General features: G+C 51.3%; 19 protein-coding genes. 7 read left to right on the forward strand and 12 right to left on the reverse strand.

Annotation, left to right across the window (positions count from 1 at the left end; translation table 11 throughout):
* Positions 1 to 5 precede the first annotated feature (5 nt).
* The 3 genes from mauB to INP79_RS13000 form a co-directional block, all read right to left on the reverse strand.
* Positions 6 to 1,223: a methylamine dehydrogenase (amicyanin) large subunit gene (gene mauB, locus INP79_RS12990; protein ID WP_228519991.1), complete on the reverse strand. Its 1,218-nt coding sequence runs from the start codon at positions 1,221 to 1,223 to the stop codon at positions 6 to 8.
* A gap of 61 nt (positions 1,224 to 1,284) precedes the next feature.
* A complete protein-coding gene (locus INP79_RS12995) occupies positions 1,285 to 2,142 on the reverse strand; it encodes a methylamine utilization protein MauF (protein WP_228519993.1) in 858 nt (285 codons plus the stop codon).
* A gap of 252 nt (positions 2,143 to 2,394) precedes the next feature.
* Positions 2,395 to 3,237 (reverse strand): TorF family putative porin, encoded by an 843-nt coding sequence (locus INP79_RS13000; RefSeq protein WP_194754687.1) that lies wholly within the window; start codon positions 3,235 to 3,237, stop codon positions 2,395 to 2,397.
* A 503-nt stretch (positions 3,238 to 3,740) separates the two neighbouring features.
* On the opposite strand from INP79_RS13000, the gene INP79_RS13005 reads away from it, so the two are divergent.
* Positions 3,741 to 4,751 carry a helix-turn-helix domain-containing protein gene (locus INP79_RS13005; protein WP_194754688.1) on the forward strand — a complete coding sequence of 337 codons (1,011 nt, stop codon included), beginning with the start codon at positions 3,741 to 3,743 and terminating at the stop codon, positions 4,749 to 4,751.
* Positions 4,752 to 4,778: 27 nt separating this feature from the next.
* On the opposite strand, the gene tatC is transcribed toward INP79_RS13005, so the two are convergent.
* The 8 genes from tatC to INP79_RS13045 form a co-directional block, all read right to left on the reverse strand.
* Positions 4,779 to 5,525, reverse strand: coding sequence for a twin-arginine translocase subunit TatC (gene tatC, locus INP79_RS13010; protein WP_194754689.1), 747 nt, complete (start codon positions 5,523 to 5,525; stop codon positions 4,779 to 4,781).
* Positions 5,526 to 5,532: 7 nt separating this feature from the next.
* Positions 5,533 to 5,862, reverse strand: coding sequence for a Sec-independent protein translocase protein TatB (gene tatB, locus INP79_RS13015; RefSeq protein ID WP_194754690.1), 330 nt, complete (start codon positions 5,860 to 5,862; stop codon positions 5,533 to 5,535).
* Complete coding sequence (gene tatA / locus INP79_RS13020; protein WP_047516589.1) at positions 5,855 to 6,028, reverse strand: Sec-independent protein translocase subunit TatA; 174 nt, start codon at positions 6,026 to 6,028, stop codon at positions 5,855 to 5,857. Before tatA ends, tatB begins: the two co-directional genes overlap by 8 nt.
* Before the next feature lie 184 nt (positions 6,029 to 6,212).
* Complete coding sequence (locus tag INP79_RS13025) at positions 6,213 to 7,373, reverse strand: LLM class flavin-dependent oxidoreductase (RefSeq protein ID WP_194754691.1); 1,161 nt, start codon at positions 7,371 to 7,373, stop codon at positions 6,213 to 6,215.
* Positions 7,374 to 7,393: 20 nt separating this feature from the next.
* Entirely contained in the window at positions 7,394 to 8,458 is a 1,065-nt protein-coding gene (locus INP79_RS13030) for an LLM class flavin-dependent oxidoreductase (RefSeq protein ID WP_194754692.1), read from the reverse strand.
* Between the two features lie 238 nt (positions 8,459 to 8,696).
* Positions 8,697 to 9,122, reverse strand: coding sequence for a bifunctional diaminohydroxyphosphoribosylaminopyrimidine deaminase/5-amino-6-(5-phosphoribosylamino)uracil reductase RibD (locus INP79_RS13035; protein WP_194754693.1), 426 nt, complete (start codon positions 9,120 to 9,122; stop codon positions 8,697 to 8,699).
* Positions 9,123 to 9,170: 48 nt separating this feature from the next.
* Positions 9,171 to 9,773, reverse strand: coding sequence for a nitroreductase family protein (locus INP79_RS13040; protein WP_194754694.1), 603 nt, complete (start codon positions 9,771 to 9,773; stop codon positions 9,171 to 9,173).
* Between the two features lie 189 nt (positions 9,774 to 9,962).
* Positions 9,963 to 10,667 (reverse strand): class II aldolase/adducin family protein, encoded by a 705-nt coding sequence (locus INP79_RS13045; protein ID WP_194754695.1) that lies wholly within the window; start codon positions 10,665 to 10,667, stop codon positions 9,963 to 9,965.
* Between the two features lie 324 nt (positions 10,668 to 10,991).
* Between INP79_RS13045 and INP79_RS13050 the strand changes: the two genes are divergently transcribed.
* From INP79_RS13050 to INP79_RS13075, 6 genes are all read left to right on the forward strand, one after another.
* Entirely contained in the window at positions 10,992 to 11,579 is a 588-nt protein-coding gene (locus tag INP79_RS13050; RefSeq protein WP_194754696.1) for a malonic semialdehyde reductase, read from the forward strand.
* 207 nt (positions 11,580 to 11,786) lie between these two features.
* Positions 11,787 to 14,252 carry a TonB-dependent receptor gene (locus tag INP79_RS13055; protein WP_194754697.1) on the forward strand — a complete coding sequence of 822 codons (2,466 nt, stop codon included), beginning with the start codon at positions 11,787 to 11,789 and terminating at the stop codon, positions 14,250 to 14,252.
* 81 nt (positions 14,253 to 14,333) lie between these two features.
* Positions 14,334 to 16,178: an ABC transporter ATP-binding protein gene (locus tag INP79_RS13060; RefSeq protein WP_228519995.1), complete on the forward strand. Its 1,845-nt coding sequence runs from the start codon at positions 14,334 to 14,336 to the stop codon at positions 16,176 to 16,178.
* Positions 16,171 to 18,012 carry an ABC transporter ATP-binding protein gene (locus tag INP79_RS13065; protein ID WP_194754698.1) on the forward strand — a complete coding sequence of 614 codons (1,842 nt, stop codon included), beginning with the start codon at positions 16,171 to 16,173 and terminating at the stop codon, positions 18,010 to 18,012. The genes INP79_RS13060 and INP79_RS13065 overlap by 8 nt, the downstream gene beginning before the upstream one ends.
* A gap of 174 nt (positions 18,013 to 18,186) precedes the next feature.
* Positions 18,187 to 19,215, forward strand: a complete 1,029-nt coding sequence (locus INP79_RS13070) for an ABC transporter substrate-binding protein (protein ID WP_194754699.1) — start codon at positions 18,187 to 18,189, stop codon at positions 19,213 to 19,215.
* Between the two features lie 189 nt (positions 19,216 to 19,404).
* A complete protein-coding gene (locus tag INP79_RS13075; RefSeq protein ID WP_194754700.1) occupies positions 19,405 to 20,043 on the forward strand; it encodes a peroxiredoxin in 639 nt (212 codons plus the stop codon).
* Positions 20,044 to 20,137: 94 nt separating this feature from the next.
* Here the strand turns inward: INP79_RS13075 and INP79_RS13080 are convergent, their stop codons facing one another.
* Positions 20,138 to 20,347 carry a dodecin gene (locus tag INP79_RS13080; protein ID WP_194754701.1) on the reverse strand — a complete coding sequence of 70 codons (210 nt, stop codon included), beginning with the start codon at positions 20,345 to 20,347 and terminating at the stop codon, positions 20,138 to 20,140.
* Positions 20,348 to 20,375: the final 28 nt, after the last annotated feature.

Raw genomic sequence — 20,375 nt, forward strand, 5'->3', positions numbered from 1 at the left:
CGATCTCACTTATCCGCAATGAAAATCATGGAAGGTGCACGGCCCAGTTCATCAATACTGGATAAGGCCTTGCCGCTCACAGCATCAAAAGTGAACAGTGTTTTCGCTTCTTCAGACACCGCGTACAAGTACGGCTTTTCATCCTGGCTCACAGCGATAGAGTTGATTTCATGCTTCAACTCGATACGACGCAGGCGTTTGCCGGAGGTCGCGTCAACCACAAACACATAGCGGCTAGGCAATTTGTGCGTCCATTTTTCGCGTTGGTCTGCCAGCAAATACAGCTCATTACGTGCTTTGTGGTAAGTTAGGGTTTGCCAGCCACCTGGACGCCATTTGTCCGCTTTTTCCTTGTCGGTAAACACTTCAATTGGTTTGAGGAACTCGGCACCGGTCTCAGATAATTTCGCCTGAAAAATCTTGCCTTCGTACGTCGGCCAGGCCAGGTGGTTATTTGAGTTTGAGTAGTACGGGTTATTCAGCAGATACTCTTTTTCAGTATGGAATACCTTGGTTGGCTTCTGCTTGGTATTGCCCTTGTTGTCATAGGTGAACTGCATCAAAGAACCATCACGACAGTGCATGAAGAAGTTCTGGTTTGCCGTTGGAAAAATATGGTAGCAATCCGGCACATTCATGATTTTCACGAAGGCTTTTTTCTCCAGGTCCACCAGACCGACACCAGGTGAAGGTGAGAACTGCTGGAACAGCAAGTGCTTGTCATCAACACTCAAACCAGCCGTACGCTCGAACACACCGGTCAGGAAGCGGCCTTCTGGAATATCGATATCGGCAATCGGCTCATGCGTTCTGGTATCAATTAACTCCAGATAATCATCACGCTTGCCACGGGCCACGCGGGAATACATGGTATTGGCGATGGCTAAAAACTTGCCATCTGACGCCACCATAACGTTAGGCAATTTACCGGCATCGGTCATGCCGAGCAGCTTGCTGGATTTGCCATCTATTGAATAAACAGTAGATGTCATATGGAAGTTACCTGGATCCATCACGTAAACACGTTTGGAATCGCTAGGTGGTGCCACTGCGATAGATGTTTCATCCTGCAACTTGGCAGTGATCTCTGAACCGAGCTGGTTTGGCGTTGCATCCGCCATGGCCAGGCTGCTGGATAGCATGAGTGCTGCCAAAACCAGCCCCCCCGCCAAGCCTGTCGGCTTAGCTTGACGAATCATCGATGGATGATCGAATGTTGTCATAAATCCTCCTAATATTTTTAAATGGATAGAACTTGCTATTGCGTCTGGTGTTGCTACCGGCTTACAGCATCACCAGCATTAAAGCTGCTGAAGCGATCGCCAATAACAGGAAACCATCAACTTCAACTGCACTTTCCTGCCAACGGGCCAACCAGGCTTGAACCGACTGATCCTTAACAGGTAAGAAGTTAACTGCCACTGGCAAGCAGCGACCGATATTGAATACGGCGATCACGGCAATGCCCGCCTTGACACCACCACTGAGCAAAGCCACGCCAGTCACGATGTACAGCATCGGCGTTTGCACATAAGTCAGGTAGTTCATGCCCAGCGAGAAGCCATACAGCAGGCCAATCACAGAGGAACGGAAGCGGAAGCGTGCATCATGTGGTACTTGCGCACGGCGTTGCGGATAAGGCATCTTCAAAAAGCCAAACTGGTGCAAACCGTAACCAATCGCCAGCACTGCCAGGCCGATCACCGAGTACTGCAATGGCACTTCGGCAAACAGCAGCCAGCTGACACCACCCAGCGCGCCACCGAGCACCACAGCACCGATGGCATAGCCCACGGCATGCGTGAAAAAGGTAGGCGCCCAACGGGCAACCGAGCCGAATGAGTAGCGGCCTGCCGGTCTCAATAAACTTAAACTTGAATAACCGCAAGGAGACCAGGTAGACAGCAAGCCGCCGACAAAAGCCAGCAACACAAACAAGCCAGTGAGTGCCATCTCCACCGACATCGCGCTATGCATGACGCGACCGGCAAACACACCGGCGGCAATCGCGGTGAGCATCATGATGAAGCGCGTACCGGTCGATTGTGATTTTGAAAAATGATACGCATCAGGGACACAGGTCTCAGCTGCGTAAGTTTGGGACGCATGACTGATGGCAGCAGTCCCTATGTTCATACTCATATTTCCTCCTTTGGCCTGCTGGCCTAAGCTTTGTTTTGAATGAAGCATGAATATAGCGGCCTTGATTCACGGGCTTTAGCAAAAATCGGCATATCCCTTTTGGGAGCGTTTTATGAAGGCCAAGTCATGCCAGTTTTTACTATTGAGAAAAAAGCCCCTTCTTTGTGAAGGACATGTTGGAGATATCTGGAAGGGGCTATAAACCGGGAACAGCTGGCCCGGCGAGCCAGCTAGCAGGCGAAAAATCCGCGACTACATATTCAGGCGGATATAGCCAAAGAACTTGTTTTGAGCGGTTTTATAGCCATCTGCAGCTGTGTACCAGTCATCGTTGGCATCAATCGCCACATAACTGACCCCTGCGTTCCAGCCTTTCACACTACCAATGGAGAAGTCTTTATTGAGGCCAACCGAGTAATCGGTGTAATTGCCGATGTAATAGTTTTTAACCACCTGGTGGCCAACATGAAACACACAGTTGATGCCGGTATTGGCTAATGGTGTGGTGTAACTCGCCTCGACATAGTGACTGCCTTTGGAGCCGCCCTCGCCCATCTCGTGATTGCCTATCATGGCGTGCCCCATAGACACCGTATTGACACCAAACCAGTCTGTCAGTGAATGTGAGTATTTAAGATTGAACTGATGGTAATCGACAGCGATATTGGCTTCTGCCACATGCGGATGCTGGCCAACATAGTGCCGGTTTTGCGGGTAGTAATACTCAATAAAGCCGGCCGTCACTGTGGCATCATTAGCAAACGTTTTTTTAAAGCCGCCATACAGATCGATCTCGTAGGTGTTGCCATAAATCGCATCTTTATTGACATTGGTATAACCCAGCCCCAGGAACCAGCCACTATCATGTGAATAATCCACGGCCGCCTGAAACGCGCCACGGCCACGGCCATACGAAATGCCTCTGAACAAATAATCGCTATAAATGCCCACATTGCCATTGAGATGATGCGGGGATGCAGCTGACTCAGCCGGCCTCCCTTTATCCAGGCTGATCCCCTCTTCTGCGTGCGCCGGACTGGCCAGCAGGGTAAATAACAACCATGCGCCAAGCTGGCGCTTTCTTTCCTTGTGCATAGATTTCCTCTCTCATCGCTCTTTAATTTTTTAGTGTTGATGCATCAACCGGGCTAGAAAGAAAGGCAGGGAAATTCAGACATAAAACCGCATGTCATGACTGGTGTTTTGCAACATTGTTTGTCATGATGCAAACACCGTGGTCACCCATGGTTACCCCCTGCCTAGCACTAGCGGCTAGTTGATTCGTTTCAATTTGAAGCGATGTGACAATAGCGACGATGCAGAAAGCGATGTAGCAAGAATTGGCAAAGCTGCGAAAAAATGCAGAAAAAGCCTGCGTGTTTTGCCGTTTATTGCTATCCATCTGGACATTTCCGCTCTAAAGTGGCACTTACAGGCAGTTTTTCTGTCATAAAAAATAATAAAACCGGGTGTTTAAGGCCTAAAAAGCAATAAAAATAATAAAAAACAATGAATTTAGTCCGAATATTTATATAAATGGACTTTCATGGATATCCCCACCGCACTCTCTAAAGCGGTGAATATCAGGAGCGATTAAAATGGGGTTTAGAGAAACAATACTGGGGCTGGACCAGCTGGTCAGCCCTGACTTTCACTTGGTGAAACGCAACACCGGCGATGTGCTGGAACAGGCAGATGCTTTGCCGTTTTGGTCACAGGACTATACGCAGTTGAGTAAAGGTGTTTTTTCAGGGGCCGTAAACAGTGTGAGCTGTAACGGCATCCAAATCTTCACTGAAACCATGAACCGGGCCGTGGACCAGATTGCCAGTGCACCGCAAGACTCTTATGTCATCGGGCTCACCACGGTGGTTGAAGGCGAAGCCAGTTGGGGATTGTTGCCGGTGCGGGTCAACTCGCTGATTACCCTGGATAAAAATGCCGAGCTGTATTTCAGGACATCGACCATTTCAGAAATTACCGTGGCGGTCATCCCGGCCAAACGACTCGAAGCCTATGCAGAGAAGATAGACTGGATGAACTTCAGCCAGGTGATGGGGACGATCAAACCGGTAGAGTTACTGCCAGCGAATGTCGCCAGGCTATTACTCAGCGCACTGCAATATGGCTTGCAATTTGGCGCCGAGCAGGAGCAACAGCTGGATAACCGGCAAAAATGGGAAAGCTTTGAAGAAGACCTGATGTCGGCCTGTTTGCATGCACTGTTCCACGCCAGTGAAAATACGCATCCGCACTTTGATCACCGCATTCCGCGTTATATTGTGAATCGCGTCAGGAGCTCAACCTTAACCAACCCGAGCTTTCCGCTCACCATTGAAGAGCTGTGCAAGGCTTTAAAAGTCAGCCGTAGAACCCTGAACCATGCGTTTATCCGGGTGCTGGGAATCACCCCCGTCACCTATATGCGCAATGTGCGACTGCAACGCATCCGCATCGAATTGCTCAATGCTTCAAAAGATGTTTCCAGCATCGCCCACGTCGCCAGCAAGTGGGGCTTCTGGCATATGAGCCTGTTTTCGCGCTATTACCGTGAACTGTTTGGGGAATGCCCGATAGACACCCTGCAAAGAGCAAGAGGCCTGAAGTAGGCCTCTTTTTTACACTGCCCATCACTCTTAATGGTTCGGCAGCATCGCCATTTCTGCACGATTGCGACGGTAAATCAATACACGCGCCACCAGCAAACCCAGCTCATATAACAACCACAGCGGAATTGCCAGCATGCATTGCGAAATGATATCGGGCGGGGTAAAAATAGCCCCCACGACAAATGCGCCGACAATCACATAACCGCGGCTTTCTTTCAAAGTCTGTAATTCGACCAGTCCCATGTAGGCAATCGCCACGACGATAATCGGTGTTTGAAAAGACACCCCAAATGCCAGCGTGATGGAGATGAGAAAATCCAGGTAATTCCCAATTTCCGTCATCACCGCCACCCCTGCTGGCGCGCTGCCGATAATAAATTTGAACACTACCGGGATCACCACATAAAAGGCAAAACAGGCGCCCAACATAAATAGCGACAAACTGGCCAATACGCCCAGCACGCTCATGAACTTTTCTTTTGGATACAGCCCTGGCTGCACAAATTTCCACAGTTGGTACAAAGTGTGCGGCAGGCTCAATACAAACGCCACATACAAGGCAATCTTCAGCGGAATCATGAACGGAGACGTGACAGAAGTGGCAATCATCCTGCCCCCTGCTGGCAACTGGCTCAGCAAAGGCGCCACAAAAAACTGATGCAACTCATTGGCGAATGGCACGGTCATGCATGCGGCCAGCAACAGGCCAAGCAAGATGCGGATAAAACGCGTGCGTAACTCGTAAAAATGGCTGAGGGTATCGGTGTGTCCCATCTTGGTTTTACTTTAAAGCGACTGGCTCGGCAACTGGCACCGGTGGTGCCGGTTTGGTGGCAGCTGGCGGCAGCACCATATCCTCAATTTCTGTATGCACATCAATCAAGGTAGATTGCATAGACAGCAACTTCTGCTGCGCATCAGCCGTGGCTTTCTTCATGGTATCCAGCGCCACCTGACGGTCAATATCCTGCTTCACGCCAGAGATATAGCGTTGCACACGGCCATACAGCAAGCCATAAGTCCTGGCCAGCTTCGGCAGTTTGTCGGGGCCGATCACAATCAACGCCACCACGACGATGACGATAATTTCAGAAAACCCGACCTCAAACATGCTTGGATTGATCCTCGATGGCAGCGGGTTGCTCGTTCATGGCTTCTTTAAAGCTTTTCACCGCGCCACCCACATCGCCCCCCAGGTTACGCAACCGCTTGGTGCCAAACACCATGGTCACGACGGCCAACACAATGACCCAATGCCAAATACTAAAACTGCCCATGTCAAATCCCCTGTTATGTGTTCATAGATGGTTGCTGCAATCATCCGCCATAACAAGCGCTTGAGTTAGTAAAAATTGGCATAACCTTCACCCGCGCTTCTGTCTGGCGCATAAATCCACGCCTCAAAAGAACAAAGCCCTCATGACAAACATCATGAGGGCTTTAAACAACCTATTGCCGGTGCTAGGCGACTGCGCGCAAATTGCTTGCGCCGGATTTTCCACGTACCAGCGGCAACACTTCTTCGCCGACGCGGTATGCTTCTTCCAGATGTGGCGTGCTGGCCAGGATAAAGGCATCCGTACCCAGTTGCACCAACTCATCCAACCTGGCCGCAACGTTTTCATAGCTACCGACAATACCCAGGGTCTGACCACCGCGCAACAAGCTGAAACCGGTCCAGATATTAGGCGATAGGATAAAGTCCTTATAGCTGTTAATGGTTTGCGGTCGCAGGCCGCGCTGACGGTTGGCACCGACAGAATCGCCAGCGTTTTGTGCTATATAGCGGTCCAGTATCTCTTTCGGAATATTTTCAAAGCCGCGGCTGACTTCACGCCATGCTTCTTCCTCGGTTGGACGCGCGACGATATCGACACGAATGGAGCACTTGATCTTGCGGCCCAGATGATCAGTTCGCTCTTTGACACGGGCAAATTTTTCTTTGATTAAATCCAACGGTTCCAGCCATGACAAATAGTAATCCGCATGTTTAGAGGCCGACGCCAGCGCTGCATCAGAAGAGCCGGAGAAGTAAATCTCTGGGTACTCTTCTTTAGATAACGGGTCAGGCAGGCCTGCATCTTCAACCTGGTAAAACTGTCCATTGTAAGAGAATGGACCACCTGCCCAGATACCTTTAAGTACATCCAAAAACTCAGTGGTGCGGCCATAACGGTCATCATGTTTCACCGGGTCACCCCACCACAATTGGGACGGGCCACCGCCACCGGTAATGACGTTATACAGCGCACGGCCGCCGGTGGCACGTTGCAAACTGGCCGTCATGCGCGCGGCTACCACCGGGTTGAGGAAGCCTGGCTGGAACGGGATCATGAAACGGAAGTTTTTAGTTTCACGCGCCAGGAAAGCAGAAATCACCCAAGGCTCATCTGTGTTAGGGAAAGAAGGAATCAAACCACCCTGAAAGCCGGAAATTTCAGCGGCACGCGCGATCTCGGCCAGATAGTCGATATAGGTAAAACCATCGTCCCCGCCGCCTCCCAACCCACTCAGGGTTTTATTGTCGTTGCCAGGAAACCAGTCGCCACGAAACGGATCTCTTGCCCGATGTGAACCGGGTTCGCCATGCGTAGGTATTCTCCAAAAAACATCTATGCTCATTCTTTTCTCCTTATCAATACTTAAGCAGCTTGCTTGTGCGCAGGATTGGTTAACTGGCGTACCAGTGGTAACACATGGGTACCGACACGGTAAGCCTCTTCAAAATGCGGCACTGCTGCCAGCACAAATTGCGTCACGCCCACATGCGCGTAAGCGGCCAATGCAGCAGCCACTTCATCGTAACTACCAATCAACGAAGCCTTGGCGCCTGTATGCTGCTCAGCAAACCCAGGCCATAACAATGCGGAATCATCGGCAGGAATCGTTGCGCCCGTTTGGGTTAAAAACCGCGTGGCATCTTCTAACGCCTCTTCGCGTGTTTCACGCGCCAGCACATCAATGCGCAACGAAAACGCAACTGCGCGGCCTTGTGCCAGCTTATGATAGGCGGCGATTTGCTGCGCAATCGCTTCATGACTCGCCGCATCCAAGACATGCACATCTGCGTGCTTGGCAGACAATTCAAGCTGTTCTGCACTGTTGCCGCCTAAATAAATGCTGGGCACTTCACGGTCTGATAATGGCCCTTGAAAACCACCATCTTGCACCTCAAAAAAACGGCCCACAAAATTGAATGGGAACGTCGTCAGCACCCCTTTGGCCACTGTAATAAACTCGTCAATGCGCGCCAGAATATCGGCTTTAGGCACAAAGTCGCCCAATTGCTTACGCGTATGTTCGTCGCTGCTACCTTCGGTGATATGCCAGGCAAAACGGCCACCGGTATACCGCTGGAAACTCACGGCATTTTTGGCGGCATAGACAGCTGAGCCGCGTGAGGCATCAAACTGGGTGAGTAATTTCAGGCGTTGCGTACTGCGTCCCACATAGCCAGCCACAATCCATGGCTCTTCACCATCAGGGTTATCGGGAATAAACACGCCCTGAAAACCGGCGAGATCCGCCGCTTTGGTCACTTGGTGGATGTAATCGAAATAGCTGAAGGCATTGCGGCGCGGGTCAGTGATCCCATTGCCGAACACAGGATAGTGTGGATCCGAGGCTTCACCACGACGCTGTTTGGTGGCATTGCCATAGCGCGCATCCCCAGATGTGGGTAGTTGCCAATAAAATTGATTCGCCATAAGTGTCTCCTTTGTTTCGCAGGCTCTGCGCCTGCCTATTGCAAATAGGTCTCTACAAAGGGTTATTGGCATGTTCCGTGCCAACTGCCAGCGCACAGTTAAAAATGAGCAAAAACTGCTCTATCTCCTTGAATATGAATTAAATTTAGTCTTAATGAGCAGAGTCCACCAACGCTAGACCTTCGTCAAACGAAACAGCATTGTTGGTAAAGCAACACCTTGCATGTCGCAAGTGTTGTTATACCAACTTGGAGACGCTCCCAGCAAAAGCGACCGCAAACTCCTTACGCACTTGCGGCTCAAGCACACCAACAATCACCTCAACCCCTGCCGCCCTGAGAACGCCAACGCCCGCACCGGCATGACGCGGATCCGGATCAAGCGTGGCGATCACCACACGCTTGATGCCGCTGGACGCCAGCACTTGTGCAGACGATGGCGTTTTGCCATGCAATACACATGGTTCCTGGGTCATATAGACAGTGACCTCAGACAAATCACCTGTAAATCTGGCAAGCGCCATGACTTCCGCATGCGATTTGCCGGGTGGCTGGGTATAGCCGCTGGCGACCACCCTGCCCTCTTTCACCAGTATGCAACCAACAGGCGAGGCGGGGCTGCAGGCAGGCCATGCCTGACGGCCTACCCGCAAGGCATGGTGCATAAAATATTCGCAGAATGAGGACACAACAATGATGCTCCCGTGAAATGATTATTCAGCGAAGCTAAACTTGCCTTCAGCAATAAACCTTTCGACAGGTTTTCTCGGTGTAGGTTGTTCGCGCTCATGAAAGTCTTCTGGCAACACAGATTTATCCGCTTGTTTACCCACCGCAATGAGGATTTCTACCTGGTAACCTTCTGGCACGCCTAATACTTCTGGCGCGGCGTCACGGTTAAAGCCACCAATTGCCCGTGTGCGCCAGCCCAGTTGATAGGCCTGAAAAGCCAGGCTTGCCCAGGCTGCGCCTGCATCTAAAGAATGATTTTTTAACGGGGATGGTACTGTTTCGCCCGGCCGCACATGTGTTTTTTTAGATACCAGCGCAATCAGCACAGCCGCACGATTGACCCAGCGCTGATTGTTTTCGTTGAGTAATGCAAACAAATCCCCCCAATGTGCCGAGCCATTTTTGGCATAAATAAAACGCCATGGCTGGGAATTATTGGCTGAAGGTGCCCAGCGCGCGGCTTCAAACAGGCTGAGCAAGCTGGCGTCATCAATCGCCTCACCTGTGTAGGCACGCGGTGACCAGCGGTCGATAAAGATTGAATCCACTGGATGTGGCGCATGTCGATTAGATAGTTGTGTCATATGACTCTCCGGATGTCATCTCAAAATAGGTCAAATTGCATCACTCGCGTATCCCATGAAAATGTCGTGTAATCATCATCAAACTTATTCATCTGAAACCAGTTCTCTGTTTTTGGGTTGACTCACGAGATGCACTTTCAATAAAAAATCGGAGCCAAGTGACCTTGCCCCGACTGACAGAGAATGAAATCAAGCCGCTTTTTGCTTGAGCAGGTCAGCAATAAAACGACCTGAATACTGCTTGGCTTTTTCTACCAGGCCGGTGCGCTTCCACTGCACCTCAAGTGCGCCTGGGGTGTACTCTTTGGCACCACCAATTTGCTCGGCCAGTGACTGGAAGCGGGCAGCTTCTTCAATCAGCAGAACCAATTGCGAAGTACCGATAATGCCTTTGCCCCAGATATTGGCGCCGCCGTTGGATTCCAGCAAAGCAGGTGGTGGTGCCAGCTCAGGATGTTGATCCAGGCGCTCGGAAATAATCGATAACACGCTGCGTGTACGGTCGAGATGATTAGGAATCTCACGCGCCAGCAAATAACGCTGGGCAGCCACATACAGAATGGGGAAATTGATTTGCGCCAGTGACCACGCCGCCAGGTAAGGCGTATGTGCGTGAATCACAGTGTCGGCATCAATGCGCGACTCGTGCAGGATATGATCTTTCTTTTCAGAGAACGTATCAATACTCACGACCGGATCACGCGAACGCTCCCATGGCCATGGAAAGCGGATATTCAGCAACTTATCCTGGCCAGGAATTTTGTGCGTGATATGGTAAGTCCAGGTCGCCGACAAGGTGCCGGTTTCTTTCAGAAAGTTGAACGAATGCAAAGCGTCAGCTTTGGCCTGTTCTACATATTTAATTAAATCTGCTTCTGTGACGATGTCGCTCATGGTGAAGTCTCCTGTTTAATGATGATTTGATCTGCTCGGCCGCAAACAACAGGACTCACCGCAAACAACATGCCAACTGCATGCTCGTCTATCAGACGCATGGTGACATACCCATATCTGCATGATTTTTAATACCTATTGGTACCTGGAATCATTCAGCATCCGCCAGGCAAACAGCATCAACAACAACATCACACTGCTTAGAGGGCAACACAACATACCCTCTTTTGTTGCTCACGCAACAAATATCCACACCAAAGGCTGGCATGTCGCTTGCTCAAGCAAAACATCGCCTGTTTCCATCTCTAACTAAGGACTTTTATCATGTCAGCATTACCAGAAGCTTCGCTCAAGCAACTCTTTACTGCCGCTCATAGCGAACATTTCTTCAACAATACACCGGTGACTGATGACATCATCCAGCAGTTATACGACCTGGTGAAATTGGGGCCTACCGGCTTCAACGCGCAACCGGCCAGATACCTCTTTATCCGTAGCCGTGAGCAGAAAGAAAAACTCGCACCACACCTCGCTTCTTCAAATCGTGAGAAGACGCTGGCAGCACCGCTGAACTTGGTTGTGGCGTATGACTCACACTTTCATCATCAACTGACCGAGCAGTTCCCGGCCTATGATGCACGCAGCTTCTTTGAAAAATCGCCAGATTGGATTACGCCCACTGCCACATTAAATGCTTCATTGCAGGCGGGCTACCTGATTATCGCCGCCAGGGCTTTGGGACTCTCTGTCGGCCCTATGTCCGGATTCAACGCCGCAAGCGTTGATCACACATTCTTTCCAGATGGCCAGTACAAGTCCTTCTTGTTGTTGAATATAGGGTTTATTGACGCGCCTACCAACCAGAAACGTGGCCCACGATTAGCCTTTGAAAAAGCCGTTCACATTATTTAAAAGTGTTTGCAAAGCAACATTCCACCGCACAACTGTTTGGATGGGATGTTGCTGACAAAACAATTCACACCACTCCCCCCACGCCTCAAAAAATTATTTTTTTATAAAAATCATAGTGTTAAAAACATAAAAAGTGATTGGCACGATTCATGCCCCTGAGCTTTCAACACTTTTGTTAAGTGCACCATCTCAACTCAAGGGAACATTATGAAAAGAACCAGTGACTCCATCGGCGCGCAACAGCCGAGCAATATATGGAAACAACGAACGGTCAAAGCTGCCGTATTAAGCGCTTTTGCCGGTTCATTGGCATTGAACCCCGCCTGGGCGGCCGAAGAAGCAAAAGTCGTTGAAAGCCAGGAAGCACAAACCTCAGAAACGGCCGAGAACAACGATAGCAGCAAAAAAACCGAAGAAACCCAGGCGCAAGAATCTTCACTGGGCAGTGTGACCGTGACCGCCAACAGACGTAAGGAAAACGCGCAAAAGATCGCCACACCGATTACGGTACTCAAAGGCAAAGACCTGCTTGACCAAGGCGTTGGCCGCTCAGCACAGGAAGTATTCAACTATGTCCCTAACGCCACAGCGGTAGGCCAGCAACATGGCCGTCCACGCTGGTGGATCCGTGGCGTAGGTGCAGGCCAGCAGCAATTAGACTTGGCTAGCCCCATTGGCTTTTACCTGGACGAAGTCTATATCAGTAACGCATCTGCCACCGGTTTCCCGCTGTTTGACCTCGAACGTGTAGAGGTATTGCGCGGCCCACAAGGGACCAAATATGGCAAAAACACCACGGGCGGTGCCGTGAATATTATTTCGCAAAAGCCATCATTGAAAGAAGGAAAAAATGATGACTATATCAAAGCAGACTACGGCACATTTAACGACAAAGTGCTGCAGGGTGGTTTCAACATTCCGCTGATTGAAGACCGTCTGGGCGCACGTATTTCGGTCTATCAAGAAGACATTGATGGCCGCTTTAACAATATTTTCAACGGCACCAAGGACGGTGGCCTGCAAGACGGTGCGATTCGCGGCCAATTATTGGGCAAGATTTCTGATGATGCAGAAGCCTTGCTGAATGTGCACTACCGCAAATACAAAACGGATGGCACCATTATCAACACCAAAAGCTATGCTGCCAATGGCGTATTACGCAATGGTTACGCGCCAAGTACGGGTTATAACGATGTCAGCACCAATGCCGATAACTGGAGCAACACCTCGCAAACCGGCGCCAGCCTGAACTTCAAATGGAATGTAGGCAGGTTAGCACTCACTTCCATTACCGGGTTTGAAGGCTTTAAAAATGAAACGCTTACCGATAACGACAACACGCCATTAGAGCTCTCCCGTCAACACGTAGACAGCGAAACACGCCAGGTATCCCAAGAATTCCGCATCACCTCACCACGTGAAGACCAATGGAACTGGTTGGCTGGCGTACACTTATTTAGAGAAAACATTGATAGCGCCACACAAACGGGCAAGTTGCCAGCCTCACAAGTCGCGAACTCCAGTGTTTCAGGCTCTAACGCCTCAGTGACCTACAATGCTTCTGACCTCAAACATGAAACAACCAGCTTCTCTATCTTTGGTAATACCACCTATAACTGGACAGAGGATTTTGCAACCTCGGCTGGTTTAAGCTGGAGCCGGGAACGCAAAGAATATGAGTTAAGCCGCGTAGGGACAGGCAATACCGGCGTGAATGGGAGCTATGGCAACCTGGCGCAGTGGTGGAACACATTTACACCATCCACCACCCCAGGCCTGGGCTATACACCGTCGGGGACCTTGGCATCTGGCACATTCAGTACCAGCGACTCTGCCACCTGGGACCGCTGGAGTTACGACTTCACCCCGGAGCTCAAGTTATCTCCAACAGACCGGGTATTCTTTAAGTATGCGCATGGCATCAAATCGGGTGGTTTTAACACAGCAGCAACCAACCTGGCCGCCGTTAACCAAGTCAAGCCTGAGCAACTGGACTCCTACGAGTTAGGCTATAAATCTGAATGGCTGGCAGGTCGTCTTAACTTTAATGCCACAGCGTTCTACTATGACTATCAGGACATTCAGGTTAACGTGGTGGGCTTTAACGTACTGGCAAGCTCAACCGTCTCCTATCTGCAAAACGTAGATAAAGCCAAGAGCTACGGCCTGGAGTTGGAAGTGCAAGCCCTGCCCACTAATGACTGGTTTGTCAGCGGTAGCTTAGGTTTATTGAGCACCAAGTTTGAAGATGCCCAAATCCTGAATAATGGCGGTAATTTTGATGGCAACCGCCTGGTACGCGCACCTAACGTCACTGCCAACTTGCTGACTAACTACACATTCCACGTCGATAACGGTGCAAAAGTTGTTGTGGGGGGGGATGCGCGCTTCCTGTCCAAGCAATACTACTTTGTGACACCTCAGGGCGTAGACAGCAATGGCGTATACCGCTCCGGACTTGAGCAAGGTGCCTTCACCATTGTGAATGCGCGGATTTCGTATGTCACACCAGGCAATAAATATACTGTGACGGCTTACGCCAATAACCTGTTCGACAAACATTATCTGCAACATTCAACCCCATCATACAGCGCCGGACAGGGTGTGTTTGGTGACAACATCTACCAGGGTGCGGTCAGAACTGTAGGTGTGTCTTTCGCAGCCGCGTTCTAACGCTTTTAAATACCTTTGTCAGCGCCAGAACACCTCGTGTGTTCTGGCGTTTTTGATTGAGTTTCTACAAAGGAGGGCTAGTTGAAGTCCTACATTCATACTGAAGAAAACGGGTTGCAGCCACCATCGTCGCGCGCCCCCTCGTTTCAATTAAAACAACCCTTGCTACGCTGCCTGGCTTTGTACGCCTACATGCCGTGGCAATTCAGCTTCACCGCCATGCTGTTTATCCTGGTCAATGCGGGCATGGCATGGCAACTCTGGCTGGTCGGCCAGATTGTGCAGTCCATCCATCTCGGCGAATTCGTCACGCGCAATGCCCAGGGCCTGCTGGACTTTTCCCATGCCCGTCACTGGCTGACGTTATTGATTGGTGTGGCGGTTGGCCGCGCGGTCTTACAATATGTGGGCGGCGTGATGTCACTGATCATTGGCCAGGAGTTGCTCTACATTCTGCGTGAACGCATTTTGTACCAGGTGCAACGGTTAGACCTGGCCTATCACTGGCAACATGGCATCGGTGAAATCGTCACGCGCACCACGCGGGATGCGGACAAGGTGCGCGATGCCCTGATTAACTTCTGGCGACAGGTATTCGAAGCTAGCATCTGGGTGCTGATCTCTGTGACTGTCCTCAGTGTTTATCACCCATTGATCGGCCTGGGCACACTATTACTGGTGGTGGCTGGCATGTGGTTGTTCGTCAAGCACACCAACACCCTTGTCATTCTCGACCGCGAAGTCGGCAATGCCTACGACCAGGTCAATCAGGAGCTCAGTGAGGGCGTCAATGGCATCCGTGTGATTAAGGCGTTCGGGCTGGAATCTCCCCGTACCCAACACTTTGCCAGCCTGGTCGATACTTTTGTCACCCATGCGCATACCGCACTGGCATTTGCCGCCAAAAGAATTCCTTTACCGCAGATTGTGATTGGCTTTAGCCAGGTGTGGATCCTGGCGTTTGGCGCATACCTGGTCAGCCAAGGGGCTTTGAATATTGGTCAATTGGTGGCTGCCTTGCTGATCGCCAATGCCCTGGTGTTCCGCGTCGAAGGCATAGGCCGCGTGATGCAGGTGTTTGCTGACGCCCGCTCATCGGCCACCCGCATTTGGGAGCTGCTGGATGAAGAACCACATATTCTGCCTGGCCCGCACACACTGGCGACGCAGGCGCTAGGCTTCCGTTTAACCAATGTCACCACGCAGGCACCTAACAGCGACCAGGCAATATTGCATCATTGCAGCCTGGAGGTCAGCCCGGGCGAAACCGTGGCCATTGTCGGCGCCACCGGTGCCGGTAAAAGCTCACTGGCCGGATTATTGCCGCGACTGCTGGATGCCAAGCACGGCAGTGTAGAGGTCGGCTCGGCCTGGGCAGGTTGGCATAACGTGAAAACCTTACAACTGCAACAGCTGCGTAAATCTGTGCATGTCGTGCCGCAAGAGAGTTTCTTGTTCTCTGACACGCTGGCGGCCAACTTACGCCTGGCTAAACCGGATGCGACCGATGAAGAGTTGTTGCAAGCGTTGCATCTGGCCGCTGCCGATGAGGTGCTGGAAAAACTCAGCGATGGCCTGCACACCAAAATCGGTGACCGTGGCATCACACTGTCTGGCGGTCAACGCCAGCGCATCAGCCTGGCACGCGCCTTTTTATCGGCGCCATCAATACTGGTCCTGGATGACTCAACCAGCGCACTGGATGCGATTACCGAGCGCAAAGTGCTAGACAACATCCGCAACCTGCGCCACAGCACAGGCAAAAATATCACCGTGCTGATTATTGCCAGCAAGCTATCGACTATTTTACTGGCAGATCGTGTCGCCATGCTGGCAGAAGGACGCATTATCGCCGAAGGTACACATGAAGACCTGATACAAACACATGTCGCTTACCGCGACTTAGTTGGAGTGCAACATGGCTGAAAAATTAAGACAAGAGCGTGCCCTCAATGACATTGAACTGGAACAGGCGCTGGCAAAAAAAAGCCTGGACCGCAATATGTTCTGGCGCCTGCTGCCATTACTGAAACAGGTTTCAGGTAAAGTCACCGCCGTGATTTTGCTCGAGGCCTTGCTGGTAGGCGTGATTTTTATCCGTCCCTGGTTTTTACGCGAGGTGATTGACCACGGTTTCATTCAATCGGCGCAAGGCATCGTCCTCAATACACCATTGCTAGTGTGGATGAGCATAGGCATGGGCCTCAGCTGGATCGTGCGTTTTGGCGTTTCCGGCTTGTCGCAATACCTGTCCGGCAGCGCGGCTGTGCATATTCTTAACAGCTTGCGTGTGCAGGTGTTCGCACACTTGCAACAGTTGAGCATGCGCTACTTCGACCAGACCAAAGCCGGGCGCATTATCTCGCGGGCTGATCGTGATATTGACGCACTGGAACCGCTACTGATTCAAGGGCCGCCAGAGTTGTTATCAGCGTTGTTGCGCTTTATCGTCGCCAGCGTCGCCTTGTGGGTGATTTCACCTAAGTTGCTATTGGCCCTGGCCAGCATTGTGCCCGTGCTGTTTGCCGCCACCTGGTTATTCAAGCGTATTTCGGAAAAAAACTGGGCCAAAGTGGCCGAAGCCAGGGCGCGCTTCACGGCCCATCTGGTAGAAACCGTGTCTGGCGTACGCATTATCAAGCAAACCGTGATTGAGGATGATAACGCCACCCGCTACCGCGCGTTGTTGCACGACTTCAATACCATTTTGATCAAAGGCAACCTTAAGTCCAGCTGGTTTTTACCGCTGACACAAGTGCTGAGCACCGTGGGCATGGCGTTTCTGCTGGCCACCGGCAGCCTGGGCATTGTCGAACACGAGATGACGGTTGGCCAAATTGCACAGAGCCTGTTTTACATACAACTGTTTCTAGGCCCATTACAAGAATTGAATGACCTGTTTGAACGTTATTCTACGGGCGCATCTTCAGCGCAACGTATTTTTCTGTTGCTGGATACCGAGCCGGAAATTGTCGATCCGGCAACTCCACAACTACCTGCAGCACGTGGCCATGTTGCTTTTAACCATGTGCATTTCAAATACAACCCGCAAGCCTCTCACTACGTGATCCAGGACCTGAGCCTGGAAATCCCGGCCGGACAGGTGCTGGCCATTGTCGGCCCGACCGGCCATGGTAAGAGCACCATCGTGCAACTGCTGACGCGCTTTTATGAAGTGAATGCAGGCGAAGTGCTAGTCGATGGCGTGAATGTCAAAGACTACGAACAAACCAGCCTGCGGCGTAAAGTCGGCCTGGTATTACAGGACAATGTGCTGTTCAGCGGCACCGTGCTGGAGAATTTACGCCTGGCCGCGCCCGAGGCCAGTGATGCGGAACTGATACACGCGGTGAAAGAGCTAGGCGCTGACGAGATTCTGGAACGCCTGCCACAAAGCTATGCCACGCAAGTCGGGCCATTGGGTGCATTCCTCAGTCATGGCCAGCGGCAACTGGTGTGCATAGTCAGGGCCTACCTGGCCAACCCGGCCATCCTGGTGCTGGACGAAGCCACGTCAGCCGTCGACCTGCAAACAGAACGCAAAATCCAGACTGCTTTCAGGCGCTTATGCGAGGGCCGCACGGCCATCATCATCGCGCACCGTTTATCAACCATCCGTGATGCCGATGCCATCGCCGTGATTCGCGATGGACAGGTGGTAGAAAAAGGTTCGCATGGCCAGCTGATTGCACTGGACGGTCATTATTCAGGACTATACAAAGCCTACCAACAAGCCTCAGAGGCCACCCTGGCCGCTTGATGCTGTCAAACCAACAGTTAGCCGGGAGCGGATGTTGCACTGGCAACAAAATGCCCGCTCCCGCGCAACACAAAAACAACTATCCCATTGATTATTAATAGAATTACCTGCTGGCACGCTTCCTGCAATTAAGTGAGTTCCCAAGTCGTATTCACTCACAATCAGGAGACAAGCATGTCCGCAGATAACAAAATTGATAGCATTTGGTACACCCGCTGCCCGGTGCCCACCCCACTTGGCCTCGCCGCACGCGAAGGCTGGATCAGCAGCGAATTTGTGCAAGATGGCATCGCCATCAATACCTTGCAGGAAACCCAGGATCCAGAGTTGCTGGAGTCACACTACGACCACCGCTTGCCGCACTCTTTCCGCCAGGGCGGCAATGTACCAGCCATCTGGGCCAAAGCCAGAGGCACAGATACTAAAGTCATCGGCCTCAACTGGGTAGACGAAGCACAACTGATCGTCACGTTGCCAAACTCCGGTATTAGCAAACCAGAAGACCTCAAAGGCAAACGTATCGCCTTGCCTAAAAATGACATCAGCATCGACCACCAGCGCGCCAGCGCTTTGCGTGGCATTGTCGTGACGCTGGAAGTCGCCGGTTTGACGCCAAAAGACGTAGAGCTGGTCGATATTGCCGTGCCAAAACAAGCGCCAACAATAGGCTGGTCATCTGGCACACGCGTGGCTTACGCGCCAGAATATGAAGCCTTAAAAAGTGGCGAAGTCGATGCCATCTATGTCAAAGGCGCGCGCGGCTACGAAAGCGTAGACAAGCATGGTGTGACCATCATTTACGATGTGCGTAACCATCCGGACCCGAAAGTCAGAGCCAACAACAGCGCCCCACGCCCGATCACAGTGGATGCCGCCTTGTTGCGCGACCGTCCTGACCTGGTCGTCCGCTTTTTGAGCCGTGTAGTTGATGTGGCTGAATGGGCTGCCAAACACGAAGCCGACACCGTAGCTTATATCGCCAAAGAGTCAGGCTCTACCGATGAATGGGTACGCAAGGCTTATGGCAATGATGTACACCTGCACCAAGGTACCAACCTGGATGCTGAAGCGATTGCTGCACTGGAAGGCTATAAAAACTTCCTGCTGGAGTGGGGCTTCCTCAAGGGTGACTTCGATGTTAACGCCTGGGTCGACCCGGCACCATTGGCAGAAGTGTTCCGCCTGAAGAAAAAAGCCGCTTAATTCATTCGCGCATATCAGCAGGTATTTCCGGTAGGAAATACCTGTGAACAACATAGAACACTATCTGTCCATCCTAGTACAACGAGCAGATTGGGCAGCTCACCGTGCCCACTGTCATTAGGACTGCGTGCTGCTGCTCAGGCCAGTCCCAACCACCGAACAATCATATGAAGCAAAAGGAGTTTTATCATGACACTCAGACTAGGTGACATTGCCCCCGACTTTACCCAACAGTCTAGCCAAGGCCCAATTTCTTTCCACGAATGGCTAGGCGATAGCTGGGCCATCCTGTTTTCACATCCGGCAGACTACACGCCCGTGTGCACCACTGAGCTCGGTGCCACCGCCAAACTGGCCAGTGAATTTAAAAAACGTAATGTGAAAGCCATTGCGTTATCAGTAGACCCAGTTGAATCACATCATGGCTGGATCAAAGACATTAATGAAACACAATCGACAGACGTCCAGTTCCCCATCCTCGCTGATGCTGACCGTAAAGTCTCGACCTTGTATGACCTGATCCACCCCAACGCCAGCACCACGGCCACCGTACGCTCAGTATTCATTATTGACCCGCACAAAAAAATCCGCCTGACGCTGACCTACCCGGCTAGTACCGGGCGTAATTTTAATGAGTTGCTACGTGTGATTGATTCATTGCAGCTGACTGAATACCACAGCGTCGCCACCCCGGCCAACTGGGAAGACGGCCAGGATGTGGTGATTTTGCCTTCAATCACCGACCCGGTCGTGCTTGAAACCAAATTCCCCAAAGGCTACAAAACCGTCAAGCCTTATCTGCGCCTCACGCCGCAACCCAATAAGTAATAAATCATTGCGCAAGGGTATAAACCCTAGCGCGAATAAAAAACGGCCCGAGGATCAATCCCGGGCCGTGATCAAGACACTACACTGGGTATTATTATTCTTCGATCCTAAAGCCAACTTTAAGCGTGACCTGAAAATGCGCGACTTTGCCATCGGTTATGTGGCCCCGTGTTTCTACGACCTCAAACCAGTTCAGGTGGTGCAGCGTTTTTGCTGCACGTTCGATGGCATTTTTAATGGCATCATCACTGCTGATGGGTGAAGACCCAACCAGCTCAACAACTTTATAAATATGCTCTGACATGATTTTTATCCTTTATGTGGTTGAAGGA

The organism is Methylophilus sp. QUAN (assembly GCF_015354445.1).
GTDB lineage: Bacteria > Pseudomonadota > Gammaproteobacteria > Burkholderiales > Methylophilaceae > Methylophilus.

Excerpts from the sequence above, each read along its gene's own strand:
- mauB (WP_228519991.1), bottom strand. The coding sequence starts at position 1,223 with ATGACAACATTCGATCATCCATCGATGATTCGTCAAGCTAAGCCGACA.
- INP79_RS12995 (WP_228519993.1), bottom strand. The coding sequence starts at position 2,142 with ATGAGTATGAACATAGGGACTGCTGCCATCAGTCATGCGTCCCAAACT.
- INP79_RS13000 (WP_194754687.1), bottom strand. The coding sequence starts at position 3,237 with ATGCACAAGGAAAGAAAGCGCCAGCTTGGCGCATGGTTGTTATTTACC.
- INP79_RS13005 (WP_194754688.1), top strand. The coding sequence starts at position 3,741 with ATGGGGTTTAGAGAAACAATACTGGGGCTGGACCAGCTGGTCAGCCCT.
- tatC (WP_194754689.1), bottom strand. The coding sequence starts at position 5,525 with ATGGGACACACCGATACCCTCAGCCATTTTTACGAGTTACGCACGCGT.
- tatB (WP_194754690.1), bottom strand. The coding sequence starts at position 5,862 with ATGTTTGAGGTCGGGTTTTCTGAAATTATCGTCATCGTCGTGGTGGCG.
- tatA (WP_047516589.1), bottom strand. The coding sequence starts at position 6,028 with ATGGGCAGTTTTAGTATTTGGCATTGGGTCATTGTGTTGGCCGTCGTG.
- INP79_RS13025 (WP_194754691.1), bottom strand. The coding sequence starts at position 7,373 with ATGAGCATAGATGTTTTTTGGAGAATACCTACGCATGGCGAACCCGGT.
- INP79_RS13030 (WP_194754692.1), bottom strand. The coding sequence starts at position 8,458 with ATGGCGAATCAATTTTATTGGCAACTACCCACATCTGGGGATGCGCGC.
- INP79_RS13035 (WP_194754693.1), bottom strand. The coding sequence starts at position 9,122 with ATGCACCATGCCTTGCGGGTAGGCCGTCAGGCATGGCCTGCCTGCAGC.
- INP79_RS13040 (WP_194754694.1), bottom strand. The coding sequence starts at position 9,773 with ATGACACAACTATCTAATCGACATGCGCCACATCCAGTGGATTCAATC.
- INP79_RS13045 (WP_194754695.1), bottom strand. The coding sequence starts at position 10,667 with ATGAGCGACATCGTCACAGAAGCAGATTTAATTAAATATGTAGAACAG.
- INP79_RS13050 (WP_194754696.1), top strand. The coding sequence starts at position 10,992 with ATGTCAGCATTACCAGAAGCTTCGCTCAAGCAACTCTTTACTGCCGCT.
- INP79_RS13055 (WP_194754697.1), top strand. The coding sequence starts at position 11,787 with ATGAAAAGAACCAGTGACTCCATCGGCGCGCAACAGCCGAGCAATATA.
- INP79_RS13065 (WP_194754698.1), top strand. The coding sequence starts at position 16,171 with ATGGCTGAAAAATTAAGACAAGAGCGTGCCCTCAATGACATTGAACTG.
- INP79_RS13070 (WP_194754699.1), top strand. The coding sequence starts at position 18,187 with ATGTCCGCAGATAACAAAATTGATAGCATTTGGTACACCCGCTGCCCG.
- INP79_RS13075 (WP_194754700.1), top strand. The coding sequence starts at position 19,405 with ATGACACTCAGACTAGGTGACATTGCCCCCGACTTTACCCAACAGTCT.
- INP79_RS13080 (WP_194754701.1), bottom strand. The coding sequence starts at position 20,347 with ATGTCAGAGCATATTTATAAAGTTGTTGAGCTGGTTGGGTCTTCACCC.